Here is a 19,774-nt window from a genome sequence, read left to right on the forward strand (position 1 = left end):
GTTATGTCATTTAGTGCTTAAGAGTAATAAATCTTAAAGAGGAGCATTGACGGTGGGCAGTCAGAAAAAAAGATTACGGTTCGGGTTGGCGACTTTCTGGATGGTGATGATCTTCCTTTCAGGAATGGTATTGTCAAATGAAGCTGCTAATGCACAATCTAAGGACAAGGTTACCTCAAGTAATATGGTTAAAGAAATTCGATTTAGGTTGGGAAGTAACCTGGCTGTAGTGAATGGGCTAACGACAAAGATTGAACAGCCTTACGAGGTCAATGGAATTACGATGATTCCTGCGGGCGTTCTAATAAAGGCATTTGGTATTTATGGCTACTGGGAAATACCTAAAGAGGCATTTGTAATAATGGCCGGTCAACGAGAGCTATCGATCTCTTTAGACAGTTCTTACGCGATGATCAACCGGAAGCAGGTAACGTTGAAGGCTCGTCCTAAGATAAAGAATAACGCTCTTATGATCCCACTTCGGGATGTGACGGAAGGCTTGGGGGCTGTTATCAGGCAAAATAAAGATCGCTCAGTATCTATATTGTGGAATCCGGATGAGGCTTATGTAGACATGACTCGCTCGGGCTGCTCTACTTGCGGGTGGTCAGTTCATCTTCCTGAAAATTGGTATTTTCGCGAGGACGCAGAACGTAAAGAGAACATTCAATTTTTAACGAACGACGGCACTTCATACTTTGCGTTATATATCAGCAATACGGCGACTGCCGCTAGAACTGGAGAAGATATGATAAATTCTTTGAAGGCTTGGGTGGAGCCTCATGAGAATGTAAAAGACAAGAGAGTGGGGCAGATTCATGGATATACGTTTGCTGAGCTAAAGACAATTGTTCAGGTTTCTCTGGAAAGTAAACCACTAGAGACTTCTTATATGAGGCGCTACGAGTATGATGGAAAAGCTTACGTATTGCTTGCTACGGAAGGTAGTTATAATGAATATGAGGAGATATGGAATACGTTTGTGCCAACATTCCAGACTTCTGCTGTTCCAATCGAAATGAAACCGATTCATATGGGAAATGAATAGATAAGATGAATCTCTTAGTGGACACACATCATAAACTTAACAAGCAGTAGACTGCATTTTACGATACGAGTATATGAATAGTAATTTCTTTTTACGTTATATATCGTCTGTGTCGGCAATGACAGGATGTTGTTGCTTTCTATATGCGTGCATTAAAGGCGTCTTATTCGTCTCAGGCAGAGCAGCAATTTATGAAAGTAGTAGAGTCTATGGTGGTACACAAATAATGATGTCTTTAGTCGAAGGTCTATAAGTGAAGCGCGCTCCAAGATCAGAATATGTGGTCTTGGAGTGTTTTTATGTTTATTACTCCGTGGGAGTGTGAAATATTTCATTGTGTCAGGAGGTAGATTCAGCCTCTATTATGGGGTAAACTGTATATTTAGAGCTCCTGATGGGGCACTTTGATGGAGGATGAAGATGACTAGAGAGATACAACGTGAAGATATAGAATTGTTGGCGCCTGCGGGCGATTGGGATTGTATGCGTGCCGCAGTGGCGAATGGTGCGGACGCTATATTTTTTGGTGTGGAAAAATTTAACGCACGTGCGCGTGCAAATAATTTCCGAATGGACGAGTTGCCGGAGATCATGGCATTTCTGCATAGCTATGGGGTTAAGGGCTTCTTGACCTTTAATATTTTGGTGTTTGAAGATGAGCTGAGAGATGCGCAGCAGCTAATTGATGCTTGTATCGATGCGGGTGTAGATGCTGTCATTGTACAGGATTTGGGCTTGGTGAAAATGATCCGTGAAATGTCTCCAGACTTCCCGATTCATGGCTCTACACAAATGACAATTACGTCTCCTGAGGCAGCTGAGTTTACGAAGCCTTTTGGTATGGAGCGGGTCGTGCTGGGCCGGGAGAACAATTTAAAGCAAATTCAGAAAATTGGTGAGATCGCTAAAGTACCGATGGAGGTATTTGTACACGGTGCGTTATGTGTCTCTTATTCGGGCCAGTGCTTGACTTCGGAGATGTGGGGCGGCCGTTCTGCGAACCGTGGCGAATGCGCGCAAGCATGCCGTTTGCCGTATGACATGATGGTGGACGGTGAGCATCAGCCTATGGGTGATGTAACTTATTTATTGTCGCCGAAAGACCTGGCGGCGATTGACATCGTGCCAGAGCTTATTGAAGCGGGCGTAACATCCTTTAAGATCGAAGGACGTATGAAGCAGCCAGAGTACGTAGCTAACGTCGTGAGCAAGTACCGCAAAGCAATAGATGATTACTTTGACGGCACGTGGACAGGACCTTCCAAGGAAGAAGTGCGCGAGTTGCAGCAGAGCTTTTCGCGTGGCTTTACACACGGCTTCCTGTCGGGTACAAACAACAAACAGCTCGTAGATGGAACGTTTCCGAAGAGCCGCGGCGTATATTTGGGCCGTGTCGAGCAGGTGCTGCGTGACGGCGTAGTTTGTAAGCTGGAGGCGCCGCTTAAGCGTGGGGACGGGATTGGATTTGACGCGGGGGACCCGACACAGAAGGAAGAGGGCGGCCGGGTTTATGATGTACGCCGCAAAGGTGTGAAGCTGGAGGGCGAGGCTGAGGAAGGCTGGATCGTAGACATCGTACCAGGGCGTAATGATGTGAACTTACGCAGGGTGAAGGTAGGCGACCGGATTTGGAAGACAAGCGATCAGGCGCTAGACAAGCGGATGCGTGCTACATTTGAGACGGAGAAGCCGTATCGGGTATTTCCGATGCACGTGCGCGTGGAAGGCCGTGTAGGCGAGCCGCTGAAGACGTGGTGGACAGATGTGCAGAAGGGGACGACCGTTCAAGTTGATTCGGAACTGCTGCTGGAAGAGGCGCAGAAGCGTCCGATGGACCGTGAGCTGCTGGAAGAGCAGCTTGGTCGCTTAGGCGGCACGGTGTATCAGCTGGAGCAGCTGGAGGCTGAGCTGGAGGGCAGCGTGATTGTGCCGATGCGCGAGTTGAATGCGATTCGCCGCCGCGCAGTGGAGCACTTGGCGGGTGAACGGCCGAAGCCGCCAGTCTACGTCAAGCGTGACGTAGACGTATTGGCAGGCGCTGCCGTGCAGCATACGGCAGTGCCGTTTGGCGGCGCGCAGCTTACCGCGCTCTGCCGCACGCTGGAGCAGGTGCAGGCAGCAGTGCGGACCGATGTGGCGTTAATTTACGCCGACTTCGAGTTCATTAAGCAGTTCCCGGCAGCAATTGAAGCCTGCCGAGCTGCTGGCAAGCCGATTGCGCTCGTGACACCGCGCATTCATATGCCTAACGAAAATGGATACCATCGTAACATCCTGAATCTGAAGCCGGATGCGGTGTTAATCCGCAATACGGGTGCTTTGCATTATTACCAGCAGGCTAAGGCTGAATGGGAGCTTAAGCGTGCTGAGGCTAGCAGAGATGCGCAGCCAAGCGATGAGATAATAGCAGAAGCAGCAGACAACTCGAATCTGGCTGTCTGCCCGCCGAATCCGGTGGGAGATGACTCTTTCCCGCAGTTAATCGGGGATTTCTCGCTGAACGTAGCGAATCACAAGACGGTGCAGCTGTTTGCAGAAGCAGGCCTTGATCGGATTACACCCTCGTATGACTTGAACATTCAGCAGATGGTAGATATGCTGCGTCACGCGGACACGTCCAAGCTCGAAATAGTCATCCATCAGCATTTGCCGATGTTCCACACCGAGCATTGCGTGTACTGTACGTTCCTCAGCGAAGGTACAGACTACACGAACTGCGGCCGTCCGTGCGAAGAGCACAACGTCTCCTTGCGAGATCGTATCGGAATGTCTCATCCGGTCCGGGTAGACGAGGGCTGCCGCAATACGGTGTACAACGCCATCGAGCAGTCCGGTTCGGAATACTTGCCGAATTTCCTCGAGTTAGGCGTCGACTCCTATCGCGTCGAGTTCCTGGAGGAGACCGCGGAGCAGGTCAATCAGGTCATTGACTTGTACAACCGCTCCCTGCGCGGCGAGATTAGCGGCACCCAGGTGTGGCGTACGCTCAAGGCAACCAATCAGCTTGGCGTTACACGTGGGCAATTGGTGAAGTAGTAGGGGATATCTAATGTGGATATAGGGGCTGCCCTTAAGTCATGTCATTGACTTAAGGGAACAGCCTCTTGTTTGTTAGAGTAGCTTTTATGACATTGCTCGCACGTAATATTGGTGCAAAATGGCATTATGAAATGGTATAATGTGAAGTATCATGCTAACTGAATTGGGAATAAGAGGGTGACGAAGATGAAAGTACGCAAAGCGATCATTCCAGCGGCTGGCTTAGGAACAAGATTTTTACCGGCCACTAAGGCGATGCCAAAGGAAATGCTCCCGATCGTGGACAAGCCGACGATCCAATACATCATAGAAGAAGCGGTTGCTTCTGGCATAGAAGATATTATTATTGTAACGGGTAAGGGAAAACGTGCGATTGAAGATCATTTTGACAACGTATTCGAGTTAGAGGCGCTGCTATTAGAAAAGGAAAAGCACGAATTGCTTAAAGAAGTACGCAAGTCCTCTAATATGGCGGATATTCATTACATTCGGCAGAAGGAGCCGCGTGGCTTAGGTCATGCCATATGGTGCGCTCGTAAGTTTATTGGTAATGAACCTTTTGCTGTCCTGCTTGGTGATGACATTGTACAGGCAGAAGTTCCGTGTCTCCGTCAGATGATTAACGTGTTTAATGATTATCAATCGTCTGTAGTGGGTGTACAGCCGATTCCGTGGGAAGATGTGTGCCGATATGGTGTTGTGGCAGGAGAGCAGCTTACAGAGCGTGTGATGCGCTCGGAGAAGTTGGTAGAGAAGCCGGCAGTAGGGTCAGCCCCTTCTAACTGGGCCATCATGGGAAGATACATACTGACACCACACATTTTTGATCTCCTGGAGAATCAGGAGGCAGGTGTAAATGGTGAAATTCAATTAACAGATGCAATTCAGCATTTAAGTCAGGTGGAGCAGGTACTTGCTTATCACTTTGAAGGCCAACGCCATGATGTAGGGGAGAAGCTTGGATTTATCGAAACGACGATTCATTACGCGCTCCAACATGCTGATTTGAGAGATCCTTTATTGCGGTACATGGAACAGCAAATACGGGCAGCACATGCAGAAACGACTCGGGATTAATCCCGAGTCGTTTTTCTTCTTATACATTTCTTTGCAACAGATTTATTGAATTTGCATGTTTACGATACTATCCATTTTAGTCTGTTCCTCTGGATCAAGTGCCAGCAGCTTCGCCAGATTCACATCATCCTGTAAGCCAAGCTTCTTAGTCATAGCAAGGTACCACCTTAATAGATCCCGCTTGCTTGTATCATTCGGCTTAGCCGGATCAGGTGTTAAATCCTCCTGCAGGTGAGCTTTCATTATGTCGTAAGCCTCTTGCGTCTTGCCCGTCAAATAGTAAGCTTGACCCGCATGAAGTGCTACTTTAGGTGTAATTTCAAATTTGCGTCCTTGAAGCTGCCCCTCTGGGAGCGTCTTCAGGTGCTCAATACCCCGTTCAATGTGCTGTAAGGAATCAAATACGGAGTTGAAATATTTATCCTTTAAAGCTTTGTCCTCCGAATTAGAACCCAATAGGGATGCAATGTGCATATATTGCTCGTACCACTCGATATCCCACGGATAACGATATTTATTGTTCTCATAAACATCGTAAATGTCTGTACTCTTATTTTTGTAGGAATAGAGCTTGTTTAGCAGCATCCACAATTGTTTATTAGAAGGCTCCGATTTAAGTGTATCCGTCAGTAAGCTTTCAGCAGCTGTGAAGAACTCTTCTTTCTGCGTTTGCTTAAAGATTTGACCCATTAAATCGGCCTTCATCCCTACGTAATCTGGATGATGTGCTCGAATGCCAAGTGCTTTATCCAGCGGAGCTGTGATTTGGGTGTAGTCATTACTGCTGCCAGCAGCGACAACGGATTGATTAAATGAGTTAGATGCTGATACAAATGTGATAGCGGTAATGAGTAGGACAATAGATATAAGACCAAACACTGTTAAATAAATAGAACGTACTTTTGTAGGCTTCCAACTTAGTTTAGCGAACGGTTTGCTATCTATAGCAGCAGTCATCCCACCTAGTCCGATAAATACGAGAATGCCCATAAAGACGTAACTCATGTTAAAGTCCAAAATACTATGAACAAGAATCGAAAACGCAATTATGAAGTACATAAAGTAACTTTCACGTTTTTCTATATCTGCACGTTTGTAAGAACGGACGTATTGATAGAAAATATAAAGGACAAATGCCATAAAGATCGTAAACCCTAGAATGCCAGTTTCAATCACGTACTGCAAGAAAAAGTTATGTGCTTGACGCGAGGTATATGGGTTGTTTTGATACTGCTCATATAGAGCAGACCATCCGCCTCCGCCTGCACCAATGACCGGATAGTCGGCAACTACCTTCACTGCGTCCTTATAGAATGTAAGGCGTTCCAATACGGAGTGCTGACCGAAATTGATGTTTTCCAGACGTGTTTGGACGTTCTCAGGAAGAATATTTTTGACACTCGTACCAATGAAAATATAGAGAATAAGAGCTCCTAATACAGCACCCCCAACAGGAATGAGCAGCGAACCCCACTTCAGTTTAGACAATCCAGTCGTTCTAGCTTCTAACCAAGGAGCTAACCAACGTTCGATTACAACGGAGATACTGGCTGAGATTAATGATCCGACAAGAATGTAAGCCCATCCTTTAAAGGATTCACTAGCAGAAAAAGTCTGTTGCACACTTAATCCTAAGTCAGTAACCGGGTTAAGAATAAGGATTGTTACGATACTACTGATTGCTAAATGTAGAATCCAGATTAATTGTCGATGCGGCTTCAGGAAAATGAGTAGTACAACAAAGACCACTGGTAACAATAATAATCCACCACGAGACAAGGTTAAGAATAAGGATAATAGAATAGGCACGAGCATAAATCCGTGTCCAGCCTGTCCCCACCAATTTCGAGCTTTGCCTACAAAGAATACAGCCGCGAACAAGAAGGCCATCAAGAAGGCAGCGTATGTATTTGCATATTGGAACACGGATGTGAGTCGTGCACCGTTGGAATCAATCATAACTGCATCACGGTAGGCTCCAGACTCCAGAGTGGGAGAACCTAACCATTTCACCAGGACCGTAACGCCAGGTCCATTTCCTAACCAATGGAACAAACCAAAAAACACAATAATGTAAGAAATTATCATGATTGTAAGATTTAATGTTCGATTTACGACAGCATCTTGCGCTATAATGGATGAGGCAACAAAAAATATAGCGTAAATTGTCACGATAAGCAGCATATTTAGCGCCAAATACTGTGAGTCGGCGCTTATCAATGATACTGCATAACTTGCTGGCAGTAAGAAAACTAAGACTGACAATGTATCTTTATGAGAAGACCATTTGAATTGCTTCCAGCCAACGGCCACTGTTAAGAGGCCAATAAATGCTGATAGTAATGCTGCAATGTAAACCGATTGTTCAAAAGTGGAAGTTTGTCCGTTAAATAAGGCTGTTCTAAATGCAGACCAAAATAAAATTAAGATAATTGCTCCAAGTAGTAACCAAGGTGTTTTGGGGCCAGTAGTGGCATTACTCTTGGGACCAGAATAACCATAAGTCGACAATTTTTACGCTCCTTTACTGTATATGTACTTTGTTAAGTTTAGCATAATGATAGATCATTTTTAAACAAGAGAGTTGTGACATTAATATGATACAAAAATTAATTTCCCATCAGCTGTTTATTTTCGAGTTAGCTAGAGCGGACTTTAAAAAACGTTATTTTGGCTCCTTTCTAGGAATAACATGGGCATTCATTCAGCCCCTTATAACCATATTACTATTTTGGTTTGTATTTCAAGTAGGCTTCAGAAGTACACCTATAGATGATGTTCCTTTTATTCTTTGGTTATCATGTGCTATCATTCCTTGGAATTTTTTCTCGGAATCGGTGCAGGCATCTACGGGATCGATACTAGAAAACAGTTTTTTAATTAAGAAGATGGTTTTTAAGTCTGAAGTGTTACCTGTTGTTAAAATATATGCTGCTCTTTTTGTACATCTATTCTTTTTGATATTTTTAATGGCCATGTTTTTATTCTATGGTTATGGATTCTCAATCTATTATATTCAAGTATTTTATTATTTAATTGCAAGTTTAACCCTGGTGTTGGGGGTAGCCTGGATCACCAGTTCATTAATGTTGTTTTTAAAGGATACTTCACAGGTTGTAGCAATGTTGCTGCAGTTCGGCTTTTGGTTAACTCCTATTTTTTATCCAGTGACTTTTATTCCTGAAAAGTATCAATTTATTTATCGGCTGAATCCAATGTTTTATATAACCGACGGATATAGAAATACGTTTATATATCACAAGTGGTTCTGGGAGAGCCCAGGTACAATGTACTTTTGGACAGTAACAACGGTGCTCTTGGGTGTGGGCTATTACGTGTTCAAAAAATTGAAGCCACATTTTGCAGATGTTTTGTGAGGAGCTAAATCTATGGATGATTGTTCAATCTCTATACGTAACCTGTGTAAGATTTATAAGATGTACGATAAAAATGTAGATCGATTTAAAGAAGTGATAAACCCATTTAAGCATAAGTATCACAGGGAATTTACTGCTGTAAATGATGTTTCTTTTGATGTGAAAAAAAACGAATGTTTAGGTATTATCGGAAAAAATGGATCAGGTAAATCAACTTTATTAAAAATGGTAACAGGCGTTCTTACCCCTACTTTTGGAAATATCGAAGTAGAAGGGAAAATTTCGGCACTTCTCGAGCTGGGCGCTGGGTTTAATCCTGAGTTTACCGGTATCGAAAACGTATATTTGAATGGAACTTTGATGGGATATTCAAAGCGAGATATGGATGCCAAACTAAATGACATATTAGATTTTGCTGATATTGGTGACTTTGTTTTTCAACCAGTAAAAACCTATTCTAGTGGAATGTTTGTAAGGCTTGCTTTTGCGGTGGCTATTAATGTCGAACCAGACATATTAATTGTAGATGAAGCGTTAAGTGTCGGTGATATTCGTTTCCAACAAAAGTGCTACCGAAAAATTGAAGCCTTAAAATCTAAGGCGACTATTATTTTTGTAACTCATGATATGACCGTTATAAATAAATACTGTGACAGAGTTATATGGATTAACGAGGGGAAGTTAATTGAAGAGGGTACACCGTTGGAAGTTTCTAAAAAATATCAAGCTTATATGATAGGAGCTGACATAAGCACGCTAACGTTTACTAACCAAAAAGCGGCAGATGAAAATGAGAAGATTATAGTAGAGGACTTTTCAGAGCAACTCGATGTAATGGGTGATGATAAGGCGCTGATAACTGGAATGACATTATACGATGATGCTTCTGGCCTAAAGACAACTGTGATCGAGCCGCTCCAGGAGATAAAGCTGCGGATTAAAGTGAATGTATTCAGTTTGATCAAGAACGCAATAGTAGGTTTTACGATAAAGGATAGATTGGGAAATATTATAACTCAGACGAATAGTTTTGTGTTAGGCCAGGGGATTGAAGACTTAGAAGGTGGCAAAACTTATATATTCGGTTTTAACTTCAAGTTTCCACATCTCAACCATGGACAGTATACGATTTCTCCGGCAGTGGCTTCCGGTACACAGGAAGAGCATATTCAACATAGTTGGGTACATGACGCGTTAGTCTGCCAAGTTATTCCTGTTAATGGGTATAGTCTGAGCGGAATCGTCCATTTAGATGGTGTGAAATTTGAAAATGTCTTATAGAAAATAGGTGATATGATGGATTTTACAGGTGAAAGATATGTACCTAATATTAGTGATGTGCAGTTGACAATTGAGCATACACAGAGATATTCTGCCATTCTGGATATTGTAAAAGAAAAAAAAGTACTAGATGCTGCTTGTGGGGAAGGGTATGGTTCCTTTCTGTTAGCTTCTTACGCAAAGAGTGTAGTTGGTTTAGATATTGATCAGACAACGATTTTAGAGGCGATCGGAAAATACAAAAAGGATAATCTCTCATACCAAGTTTCTTCTATAGAGATGCTTCCTTTTGAAGATGATTCTTTTGATATTGTAGTTTCATATGAAACGATTGAACATGTGGACGAGCAAACTCAGCGTAATTTTTTAAAAGAGATCAAGAGAGTTTTGAAAGCAGATGGTTTATTAATTATCTCGACTCCAAATAAAGAATTATATACAGATAAATATAGTTATAGCAATCCGTATCATATTAAGGAGTTTTACAAAGCAGAGTTTCAAGAATTCTTGAATAGGTATTTTAAGTACACAAGCTTTTACTCCCAAAGATTTGAGGTTGTCTCTGTCATTAATGGTAGTGCTACTTTTGGGAAATATGATTGGGATAGTAGTTCCCTTGGTGACACACCATCGAGTTTATCGGATAAGTATCTAATCTCAATCTGTAGCGACAACTCATTTTTATCAAATATCTCATTGGCCTCTTTAGCGCCCTATCCTGCAAAATATGAGAATATGGTAGAGAGAGTGTACACACTTCAAGATGAAGTAGAGGAAAGAAACAAACATATTCAATTATTAGATGATGAGATCAGTTTTTTAAGAGATAAGTTTGAGCAGTATCAGAAAGAGCAAGAACGATACAAAACAGCGTTAAATGAAACCGAATCATTGTTGTCAGAGATTGCGAAAAAAAACAAAGAGCTGCAAGAGGTGAAAACAGAGATTACAGATAGAATAAGTGAATTGATGGAAGTACAGTTTGATGTTGAAGATAAAAAAGTTCAAATTCAACATCTACAATCCAAGTTATCAGAAGTAGAAGTTGCTCTTGCCAATAAACAGGGACATATTGGATTATTATTAGAGCAAGAAAGAAAACTAAATAACATTTTAGAATCCAACGGGTGGAAGATGTTGCTCCGTTTATACGCGATTAGAGACTCTTTATTCCCGAAAGGGAGTAAAAGAAAGTTCTTTATGAAGATGGTTGTTAGAACTTTGAAGAATCCAGGCAAAATGTTGTCGAAGATAAATAAAGATAACCTGAAAAAGATATTTTATTATTCAAAAACAGAAGAATTAACCATGTTAGAACAGCGTATCGATAATTATATGGAGCGTCATAATCAGCAAGTACACAAGCAGGAACTCAAGTTGTTTGAACTGCAGCAGTTCACAAAATTAATCTTTAAAAAGGAAGAACGTCCATTAGTATCTATTATTATTCCTGTCTATAATCAATGGAATTATACTTATGCTTGTCTTGCATCCATTTTGGAGAATACACCAGATATCTCGTATGAGGTTATTATTGCTGATGATATGTCTTCAGATGAAACAATTAATGTTCATAACTATGTAGAAAACGTAAATGTAGTACGTGACGGAGAAAATAGAGGTTTTCTACTGAACTGTAACCATGCGGCGAAGGTAGCAAAAGGGGAATATATATTCTTCCTTAATAATGATACAAATGTTCAGCCGCGTTGGTTGAAATCATTAGTTGAGTTAATGCAGCAAGATCCTACTATAGGAATGGCGGGTTCAAAGCTTATTTATCCTGATGGAAGACAACAAGAGGCTGGTGGTATCATATGGAATGATGCAAGTGGATGGAACTATGGGCGTTTAGATGACCCAGACAAACCAGAATACAACTACGTAAAAGAATCAGACTATATATCAGGCGCTGCTATAATGATTAGAAAGTCATTGTGGACTGAGCTTGGTGGTTTTGACGAAAGATATGTTCCTGCATACTTTGAGGATACTGACCTAGCATTTGAAGTTAGGAAATTAGGTTACAAGGTTGTGTTTCAACCAAGCTCAGTTGTAGTGCATTTTGAAGGTATTTCACATGGAACAGACACTGGAAGTGGAATTAAGAGTTACCAACTTAAGAATAAGGAAAAGTTTTTGGAAAAGTGGGCAGGTACACTACAAGAACAGCATTTTAATAATGCAGATCATGTATTTCTAGCTCGAGATAGAAGTAAAAATAAAAAAGTTATTGTAATCGTGGATCATTATGTACCGCACTATGATAAGGATGCAGGGGGAAGATGTACGTATTTCTATTCTAAACTCTTTGTTTCTTTAGGATATAAAGTTATATTTATTGGTGACAATTTTTATCAACATGAGCCTTATACCTTAGAACTTCAGCAGCTTGGTATTGAAGTTCTATATGGAAATTGGTTTGCTAAAAATATAATGCAGTGGATTAAAAACAATGGTCAATATTTTGATTATGTTTATTTGAATAGACCTCATATTTCTATGAAATATATTGATGTATTTAAAAAACACACTAAAGCAAAGATCATATATTTTGGCCACGATCTCCACTATATTAGAGAAATGCGTAACTATGAAATATCCAGAAATGTAAATTTACTAAAATCAGCTGAAGAATGGAAACAGAAAGAGTTTGAGTTAATTTCCAAATCTGATGTAGTTCATGTGGTCGGAGACTATGAACAGGGAGTTTTAAAGCAAGAGTTCCCGAGTAAGCTTGTTCGAAATATTCCATTATTCATCTATCCGACACGTTATGAGCAATCTAATGAGTTTGAAAATAGAAAACATTTGTTATTTGTTGGAGGATTTAACCATAAGCCTAATCATGATGGGGTCATGTGGTTTATCAATCAAATTTGGCCTAAAATAAAGGAAGTTCATGCTGATATCAAATTCTATATTGTAGGTTCAAATCCGCCGGATGATATTAAGTCCCTACAATCGGACGATATTATTGTAACGGGGTATGTGTCGGATGAGCAATTAATGAATTACTATAATATGTGCAGAGTTGTTGTGGTTCCTCTGAGGTTTGGTGCTGGTGTTAAAGGAAAAGTAGTAGAGGCCATGTACCATCAAGTACCTACCGTGACTACAATGATTGGCGCAGAAGGTCTAGAGGCAGTGGGGGCTTCTTTAGAAATTACAGATGACGAAGATATGTTTGCTGCTGCAACGATTGATGTTTACTCAGATAAATCTAAATGGAATGAACTTTCAGGAAATTCTGGAAGGTATATTGAGGAATATTTTACGGAGAAAGCAGCTAAAGCGGTTATATCAATGGATTTCGACTGAGGGAGATTGTAATGATTAATGTGGTATTATGTGGCGGCAATGGAACACGATTATGGCCATTGTCCCGTACACTTTATCCAAAACAATTCAATAAGCTAATTGGTGAACGTTCCCTTTTTCAAATGACACTGGAACGGAACCGTACATTGTGTACCGATACCTTGATTGTTTCTAATGAGGAGCAGTATTTTTTAGCATTGGATCATATAGAGGAGCTTGGCTATCAAGACGCCAAGTTCCTTTTGGAACCAATTGGACGAAATACTGCTCCTGCTATTGCTTTGGCCTGTATGATGGTTGATGAAGAAGAACTTGTGCTGGTCACTCCATCAGATCATATCGTTAAGAACCATACAGAGTATTCGAGATGTGTTAAGGATGCTATGAGTCTTGCTGAGACAGGAGCAATCGTTACCTTCGGAATACACCCAGAATATCCTGAGACTGGATATGGATATATCGAGGCAAATGGAATTGACGTAGTTTCATTTAAGGAGAAACCTGACCTAACAACAGCAGAACATTACATAGAGCAAGGGAAGTTCTATTGGAATAGTGGCATGTTTCTTTTCAAAGCAGGCATTTTCCTTAATGAGTTGAAAAACCACGCTCCCAATATATTTGAATCAAGCCGTCAGGCCTTTGAAAGTGCGAAGATATATCAATATGTTACACGTATTCAGAAAAAAGATATGATTCAGATCCCATCGGACAGCATTGATTATGCAGTTATGGAGAAGAGTACATGTGTTAAGATGATTCCTGCTCAAATTGGATGGTCTGATCTAGGTAGCTTCGAAGCTTTATATCAAGAACTTCCAAAGGATGAATCAGGGAATACCCTTGGTGCTAGTTTTAATCAAGTTAACTCCAGAAACAATTTAATCATCTCCAAGGATCGTTTTGTAGCCACTGTAGATGTACAAGATCTGATTATTGTGGATACACCAGATGCACTCTTAGTATCAAAAAAAGGATCATCACAAGATGTGAAATTGATTGTAGAACAGTTGAAGCAAAATAGTTCCCCTTTATGCGATAACCATACTACTGCCTATCGTCCATGGGGAAATCATACTGTACTGGACTGTGAAGATAACTATAAGATTAGAAAAGTAATTATCAAACCGGGTCAAAGATTAACTACCCAGATGCATTTTCATCGTAACGAACATTGGATTGTTGTCAGTGGTACAGCTCAAATTACGGTTAATGGGGTTAAATCCTTCCTGCGAACAAATGAATCGACATTCATTCGTATGGGTGATGAACACTCTGTTGAAAATCCAGGTAATATTGATTTGCATTTAATTGAGGTTCAGGTCGGGGAATATATTTCGGAAGAAGATATTTTCCGAATCAGTTGATCCGATCATTAAGCTTAATTTTTAAAATAACAGAGTAAGGTTGGAGATAGTAATCATGATGATTGACGGACAATCAAAGAGGATTAGACCCCATAATGCATATTTAAGCTTAGGTGATCTTGCAATTGGTAGAAATAATAATTTTGATGTGATCCGATTTATTGCTGCCACAATGGTATTGTATTCTCATGCGTTCCCGCTTGGTGAGGGGAAGGGCCAGCAGGGGGAAATTCTTTATACCTTATCTAACGGGCAATGGTATACTGGTAGCCTGGCTGTAGCTATATTTTTTATCGTTAGTGGATTTCTAATTACACAAAGTTATGAACATTCAAAATCAATTATTACCTTCGTAAAGTCACGATTTTTGAGGATTTTCCCAGGACTTTTAATGGCTCTATTACTTTCAACATTTGTGTTAGGGCCACTCGTAACTAGTTTACCTTTAAAAGAGTATTTTGTTCATCCTCAAACCTATCAATATCTAAAAGCGTTTTTCTTATTCCCGATGGAATGGTTTCTTCCTGGTGTTTTTGAAACTAATGTATACAAGGGTGCTGTAAATGGTTCGTTATGGACTATTCCGTTCGAAGTTATTTGTTATATCATTGTAGCCATTTTAGGGATTGTAGGTATGTTGAGATTTAAAAAAATGATTTTGTTAATATCATTTGTGAATCTCTTTTATTACCTTTTTCAAAATAAAATTTCACCTTCGGGTAGTGGGCATATTTGGGGGCTTGAAATCTCAACCCTTTCTGAACTGTTCGTATATTTTTCTTTCGGAATGCTATTTTACATTTATCGTAGTTATATCCCCTATAATAAACACTTAGCAATGTTATCGATATTTATGTTATTTATAAGTCTGCAATATGGTGGAGTTAAGGAACTATTTATTTTATTTGGTACTTATCTTGTGTTTTATTTAGCCTTTTCGCCAACTGTTAAACTCAATGGATTTTCTAAATTTGGGGATTTTTCCTATGGTTTATATATATATGCATTCCCAGTCCAGCAATTAGTTACATATTATTATGGGGGGCAGATGGATGCAGTTTTAAATTTTCTTATTTCATTTATGATTACAATTTTTATATCTGTTTTATCATGGCATTTAGTTGAGAAGCATGCACTCAAATTAAAAAAGTATAAGCTAGTAAAATATAATTTTTCTTCATTGATAGATGCGCTAAGAGCTCGCTGGTTAGATCCTATTCGTAACAGTGCACGATTGAAAATGGTATTTGGTTGGAAGACGTTTATTGTTTTATTCACAATTTTTGTGTTTGGTTGTAATTACTACAATCAAGTTCCATCAACAATTACTTTTCCTTATGATAAAGGCGAATCTATGTTTAGCGGGGGCTGGCTGCCTCAAAGCCCATCCGAAAATTATAGATGGATCAATAAAAGTGCAGGGCTAGAGGTAGCGAAGCCTACTTCAGCAAGCAATCTTTTAATAGAAGGTTATGTCCCTGAAACATTTATTGAAATTAACAAAGTTGTTGTATACATGAATGATCAAGCGGTGTATGAGACTGCGCTTGTTCCGGGAAATCCGCTCCTCATCAACGTTAACGTTCAGAATATAACGAATAAACAAATATATGTCCGACTTGAATTTAATAACGCTCATATGCCAAAGCAAAGTGATGCAGATCAAAGAGAAATGAGTGCAATGATAAGTAAAGTATATTTCCAATAGAAAATAATAATTATTTAGTAGGAGATCTTATGATTGATATTCTTACAAAGGGTAAACAACGGGTTTTATTTGTTCTACTAGCCATCCTATTTTTATCAATTGCTTTTCAATATAGTACAATAAAAAATATTTTGTATAAGGTTTATAAGTGGCAGATGGTACAGCCAGAAATAATCAATGGCATTTTTGAAATATTATTAGTAAGTGCAGCTTTTCTGGCAGTTGTAGTATTTTTTAAAAAAAGCTGGTGTACTGCAGGAATAATAATTATCAGTGCGGTTTTTTTGTATTTTCACGGTATTCTACCAGCTGTTATACTTGCAGTATTATACTTTGAGGCCATGATTTCATTGGGGAGATTTTCATTAAATCTTCTTCTGAAAACAAAGAATGAAATTATAGATAAGTACCTTGTATTCTTTCTGATTGGTTTTTTAGTCTGGTGTTTTGTAAGTATTATTTGTTCTTTACTCGGTAAGGGGAGCTTTAACGATCTTAGAATAGTAACAGTATTATTATGGCTTCTAAGTTATATAAAAGGTTTTAACATGCCTTTATTGGTTCATTTATTAAAGAAATTTAGTGAGTTAAATAAGCGAGAGAAAATGCCATCTCTGTTTTTAATAATTTTGGTTTTAATTCAGTCAGCTAAAGCAAATACATCACTAGCTTACGAATTTGATTCAATATGGTATGGGCTTAGACCGGAAGCTGTACTGGTTGGTAATGCATCATTTTATGATAATTTAGGGATGGTCAGTTATGTTCATTTATACCCAAAGCTGTTCGAATTGTTTTTAATACCAATTAGTAATCTTGGGAATTTTAGTTACATCATTATTATTAATGTTATTTTTTATTCATTGTTAATGTATACATTGATAATGATGTTTCGGAAACTAAATCAGAACATGTTTACAAGTCTGTTTTATACATCATTGATAGCTACTATACCAGTTGTATCCAATATGGCATCTACAGCTAAAACTGATATGTTTTCCACATTTTTGTTAGTGCTAGGTATATATTTTCTTTGGAATTGGATTGTTTCTTTAAGGCAAAATGAGACCAGAGATAGCAGTCAGTTTTGGTTTAGCATTATTTCATTGACGCTTTCTTTAGGTGGTAAGCCAACCAATATACTTTATGTTCCATTTATTGTTCTTGGCTTGATAATATACATTTTGTTAAACAAAAGTACATTGCAAATCAAAGGGATTTTTAAAATAAAACAATATACAACAAGATATTCAATTTTATTTGCTCTTTCAATACTAGTTATTGCCGGTGTTTATTATAGGACCTATAAGATATCGGGAGTGCCCCTTTATCCTACTTTTGGAAATTTGTGGGATAAGTTAGGTTTTGAAGTGCAATATCCATATGCGTTAAAAAATGTAGGAGAGACTGCTGTTTTGTTAGATGTGATGGGGTTTCTCTCCAGATGGTTTCATCTATTTTTTGATCCACAACCATATGGTCATGTAATTATGTTGTGGATTGGTAATATATCGCTTTTTCTAATACTATCTCTTGGACTATTTCGATTACTTGGCAATAAAATGGAGTTGAAAAAGGATCTATTATTTCTTGTTGCTCCATTGTGTCTAGTAGGAATGTTTTATGCGACGGTACTGCCAAATGGAGGAGACAGCAACTTTTATCTTGTACCTTTAATTATGGGTACTGTTGGGGTTATACATCATTTAACACCTTGCTTATTTCGCTATAAGAAGATTTTGTTCATTTCATTAGTTTTATTTATTCCTGTACAAAGTCTGTTAATGTTTGTGTCTCATCCATCATGGAGTTATGGTATGTCACCAATTAATATAGCGGGTGAGAATAACACAGATAGGTTAAAGAATAACCTGTTTCAATATAACGGGATTGCTAAAGTTGAAGAGCATCTGAAAAATTCAGGGAGTATGGACAAATGTATTGGATTGGGGGATGACTATTTATTAAATCAGCTCTCATGCAGAATGGAGACCATTAATGCGACAGCTTCCGATTACTTAGGAAATTCTAAATTGTTTTCAAGTATGGAAAACTTAAAGGAATTTATCAACTGGAGTAATACAAAATATCTCATTATTCCTAATTCTATTCCTAATGATAATCAAGCAATATATGGTCTTTTGAAGGAATTTCACTCCAAGGGGTATGTAGTTGCTGATTCTAAATATGATCTAATTGTACTGGATCGTGATCGGGAGTCAAGTAGTGATACGGCCATTAATGATATTCAATTATTACAGGGTTGGTTTACAAATGAAGGTAGTTACAGTTGGATTGGTAAGACTGCTGAAGCGAGAGTGAGAACGGGAGCAGCAGGTTTGCTTGAGATAAAAGGTTTTCAGCCGGGTGTGTTTGGTAATGTTACAATAAAGGTCTTTGCTGATGACGAGCTCATAACCCAGAAAACAGTTACTCAAGGTGAGTTTGCAATTGAACATCAATTAGATAGTAATGAGGTTATAAATCTTAGAATTGAAGTGGATAAAGCGTTTATACCTAAAGAAAAAGGTATGGGAGATGATATCAGAGAGCTGTCAATTATGATAAATAGTTTAAAAATATCATAAACGTTTGATATCAGAATAGAAAAGGTGATAGTCTTGAAACCATATTTTTCAGTGGTTGTTCCCGTTTACAGGTCTGAAAAAAACTTGAGTGAGCTTTATGCACGTATAAAAGCTTCCTTAGAGAAGCTAAATGCTAACTTTGAACTTATATTAGTGGAAGATTGTGGGGGTGACGATTCTTGGCGGGTTATCCAAGAGTTAAGTGAACAAGATAGTAGGGTCATCGGTATTAGGTTTACAAAAAACTTTGGCCAACATGCTGCCATTATATGTGGAATTGCGCAAGCAAATGGAGAATGGATTATTACTTTAGATGATGATTTAGAGCAACGACCAGAAGATATTCATCTTCTCTATGAAAAAGTGAGACAAGGATACGATTTAGTTTATGGCACTTATGAGGAAAGGTCACATGCTAAGTGGAGAAATATGACGTCTCATGTAGCAAGAAAATTATTTAATAAAGCAATTCCCAATCTGAATTATGAATATACATCTTTTAGAATTATGCATAATAAGATTGGCAAGTCGTTAGTACAATTTGAATCTCCCTTCCCTTTTGTAGATGGATACTTGGCATGGGTAACAAATAACTATTCTACAGTGACCGTTGAACATGGGGTTAGAAAACACGGAGTGAGCAATTACAGCTTCTCTAAGTTACTAAAACACACTATTAACATTTTTGTCTCTTTTTCAGATATTCCATTAAAGTTTGCTTCGTGGATGGGGCTATTTTCATTTATCACAGGATTTATGTGGCTTGTTGTCATATTATTCAGAAAATTATTCATTGGAATACCAATAGCGGGATATGCCTCCATAATCGCAGGGATTGTTTTATTTGGAGGGATTCAGTTATTTGTTTTGGGTATATTTGGGGAGTATCTTGGCCGGATTAATTACAAGACTACAAAAAAACCGCTATATATCGTATCGAAGACTACGAATGAACATTAGAGGTGTTA

The 19,774-nt window shown here is 39.1% G+C and carries 11 protein-coding genes; 10 read left to right on the top strand and 1 reads right to left on the bottom strand.

The window, feature by feature from the left end; translation table 11 throughout:
- The first annotated feature begins 52 nt into the window (after positions 1 to 52).
- From H509_RS0104335 to galU, 3 genes are all read left to right on the top strand, one after another.
- Positions 53 to 1,048 (top strand): stalk domain-containing protein, encoded by a 996-nt coding sequence (locus tag H509_RS0104335; RefSeq protein WP_028543993.1) that lies wholly within the window; start codon positions 53 to 55, stop codon positions 1,046 to 1,048.
- A 420-nt stretch (positions 1,049 to 1,468) separates the two neighbouring features.
- On the top strand, positions 1,469 to 4,084 hold the full coding sequence (locus tag H509_RS0104340; RefSeq protein ID WP_028543994.1) for a U32 family peptidase: 2,616 nt from the start codon (positions 1,469 to 1,471) through the stop codon (positions 4,082 to 4,084).
- A gap of 189 nt (positions 4,085 to 4,273) precedes the next feature.
- A complete protein-coding gene (gene galU / locus H509_RS0104345) occupies positions 4,274 to 5,164 on the top strand; it encodes a UTP--glucose-1-phosphate uridylyltransferase GalU (protein WP_028543995.1) in 891 nt (296 codons plus the stop codon).
- A 42-nt stretch (positions 5,165 to 5,206) separates the two neighbouring features.
- Here galU and H509_RS0104350 read toward each other — a convergent pair whose 3' ends face one another.
- On the bottom strand, positions 5,207 to 7,675 hold the full coding sequence (locus tag H509_RS0104350; RefSeq protein WP_028543996.1) for an O-antigen ligase family protein: 2,469 nt from the start codon (positions 7,673 to 7,675) through the stop codon (positions 5,207 to 5,209).
- A gap of 86 nt (positions 7,676 to 7,761) precedes the next feature.
- Here H509_RS0104350 and H509_RS0104355 point away from each other — a divergent pair, with 86 nt between their 5' ends.
- The 7 genes from H509_RS0104355 to H509_RS0104385 are packed head-to-tail and all read left to right on the top strand — an operon-like array spanning position 7,762 to position 19,766.
- Positions 7,762 to 8,541: an ABC transporter permease gene (locus H509_RS0104355; RefSeq protein WP_036696061.1), complete on the top strand. Its 780-nt coding sequence runs from the start codon at positions 7,762 to 7,764 to the stop codon at positions 8,539 to 8,541.
- A 12-nt stretch (positions 8,542 to 8,553) separates the two neighbouring features.
- Positions 8,554 to 9,822 (top strand): ABC transporter ATP-binding protein, encoded by a 1,269-nt coding sequence (locus H509_RS0104360; RefSeq protein WP_028543998.1) that lies wholly within the window; start codon positions 8,554 to 8,556, stop codon positions 9,820 to 9,822.
- A 12-nt stretch (positions 9,823 to 9,834) separates the two neighbouring features.
- A complete protein-coding gene (locus H509_RS0104365) occupies positions 9,835 to 13,143 on the top strand; it encodes a glycosyltransferase (protein ID WP_245595978.1) in 3,309 nt (1,102 codons plus the stop codon).
- An 11-nt stretch (positions 13,144 to 13,154) separates the two neighbouring features.
- Positions 13,155 to 14,510, top strand: a complete 1,356-nt coding sequence (locus tag H509_RS0104370; protein ID WP_028544000.1) for a mannose-1-phosphate guanylyltransferase/mannose-6-phosphate isomerase — start codon at positions 13,155 to 13,157, stop codon at positions 14,508 to 14,510.
- Positions 14,511 to 14,565: 55 nt separating this feature from the next.
- Complete coding sequence (locus H509_RS26640) at positions 14,566 to 16,218, top strand: acyltransferase family protein (protein WP_051286802.1); 1,653 nt, start codon at positions 14,566 to 14,568, stop codon at positions 16,216 to 16,218.
- Between the two features lie 29 nt (positions 16,219 to 16,247).
- Positions 16,248 to 18,806 carry a hypothetical protein gene (locus tag H509_RS0104380; protein WP_028544001.1) on the top strand — a complete coding sequence of 853 codons (2,559 nt, stop codon included), beginning with the start codon at positions 16,248 to 16,250 and terminating at the stop codon, positions 18,804 to 18,806.
- 33 nt (positions 18,807 to 18,839) lie between these two features.
- The gene (locus H509_RS0104385; protein WP_036696065.1) at positions 18,840 to 19,766 is read left to right on the top strand and encodes a glycosyltransferase family 2 protein; all 927 of its coding nucleotides are present in this window, start codon (positions 18,840 to 18,842) and stop codon (positions 19,764 to 19,766) included.
- Positions 19,767 to 19,774 lie beyond the last annotated feature (8 nt).

Origin of the sequence: Paenibacillus taiwanensis DSM 18679 (assembly GCF_000425125.1) — a bacterium.
Lineage (GTDB): Bacteria > Bacillota > Bacilli > Paenibacillales > Paenibacillaceae > Paenibacillus_B > Paenibacillus_B taiwanensis.

What these genes read in the sequence shown, in the direction of transcription:
- H509_RS0104360 (WP_028543998.1), top strand. Translation starts at nt 8,554, where the DNA reads ATGGATGATTGTTCAATCTCTATACGTAACCTGTGTAAGATTTATAAG.
- H509_RS0104340 (WP_028543994.1), top strand. Translation starts at nt 1,469, where the DNA reads ATGACTAGAGAGATACAACGTGAAGATATAGAATTGTTGGCGCCTGCG.
- H509_RS26640 (WP_051286802.1), top strand. Translation starts at nt 14,566, where the DNA reads ATGATGATTGACGGACAATCAAAGAGGATTAGACCCCATAATGCATAT.
- H509_RS0104355 (WP_036696061.1), top strand. Translation starts at nt 7,762, where the DNA reads ATGATACAAAAATTAATTTCCCATCAGCTGTTTATTTTCGAGTTAGCT.
- H509_RS0104380 (WP_028544001.1), top strand. Translation starts at nt 16,248, where the DNA reads ATGATTGATATTCTTACAAAGGGTAAACAACGGGTTTTATTTGTTCTA.
- galU (WP_028543995.1), top strand. Translation starts at nt 4,274, where the DNA reads ATGAAAGTACGCAAAGCGATCATTCCAGCGGCTGGCTTAGGAACAAGA.
- H509_RS0104370 (WP_028544000.1), top strand. Translation starts at nt 13,155, where the DNA reads ATGATTAATGTGGTATTATGTGGCGGCAATGGAACACGATTATGGCCA.
- H509_RS0104365 (WP_245595978.1), top strand. Translation starts at nt 9,835, where the DNA reads ATGATGGATTTTACAGGTGAAAGATATGTACCTAATATTAGTGATGTG.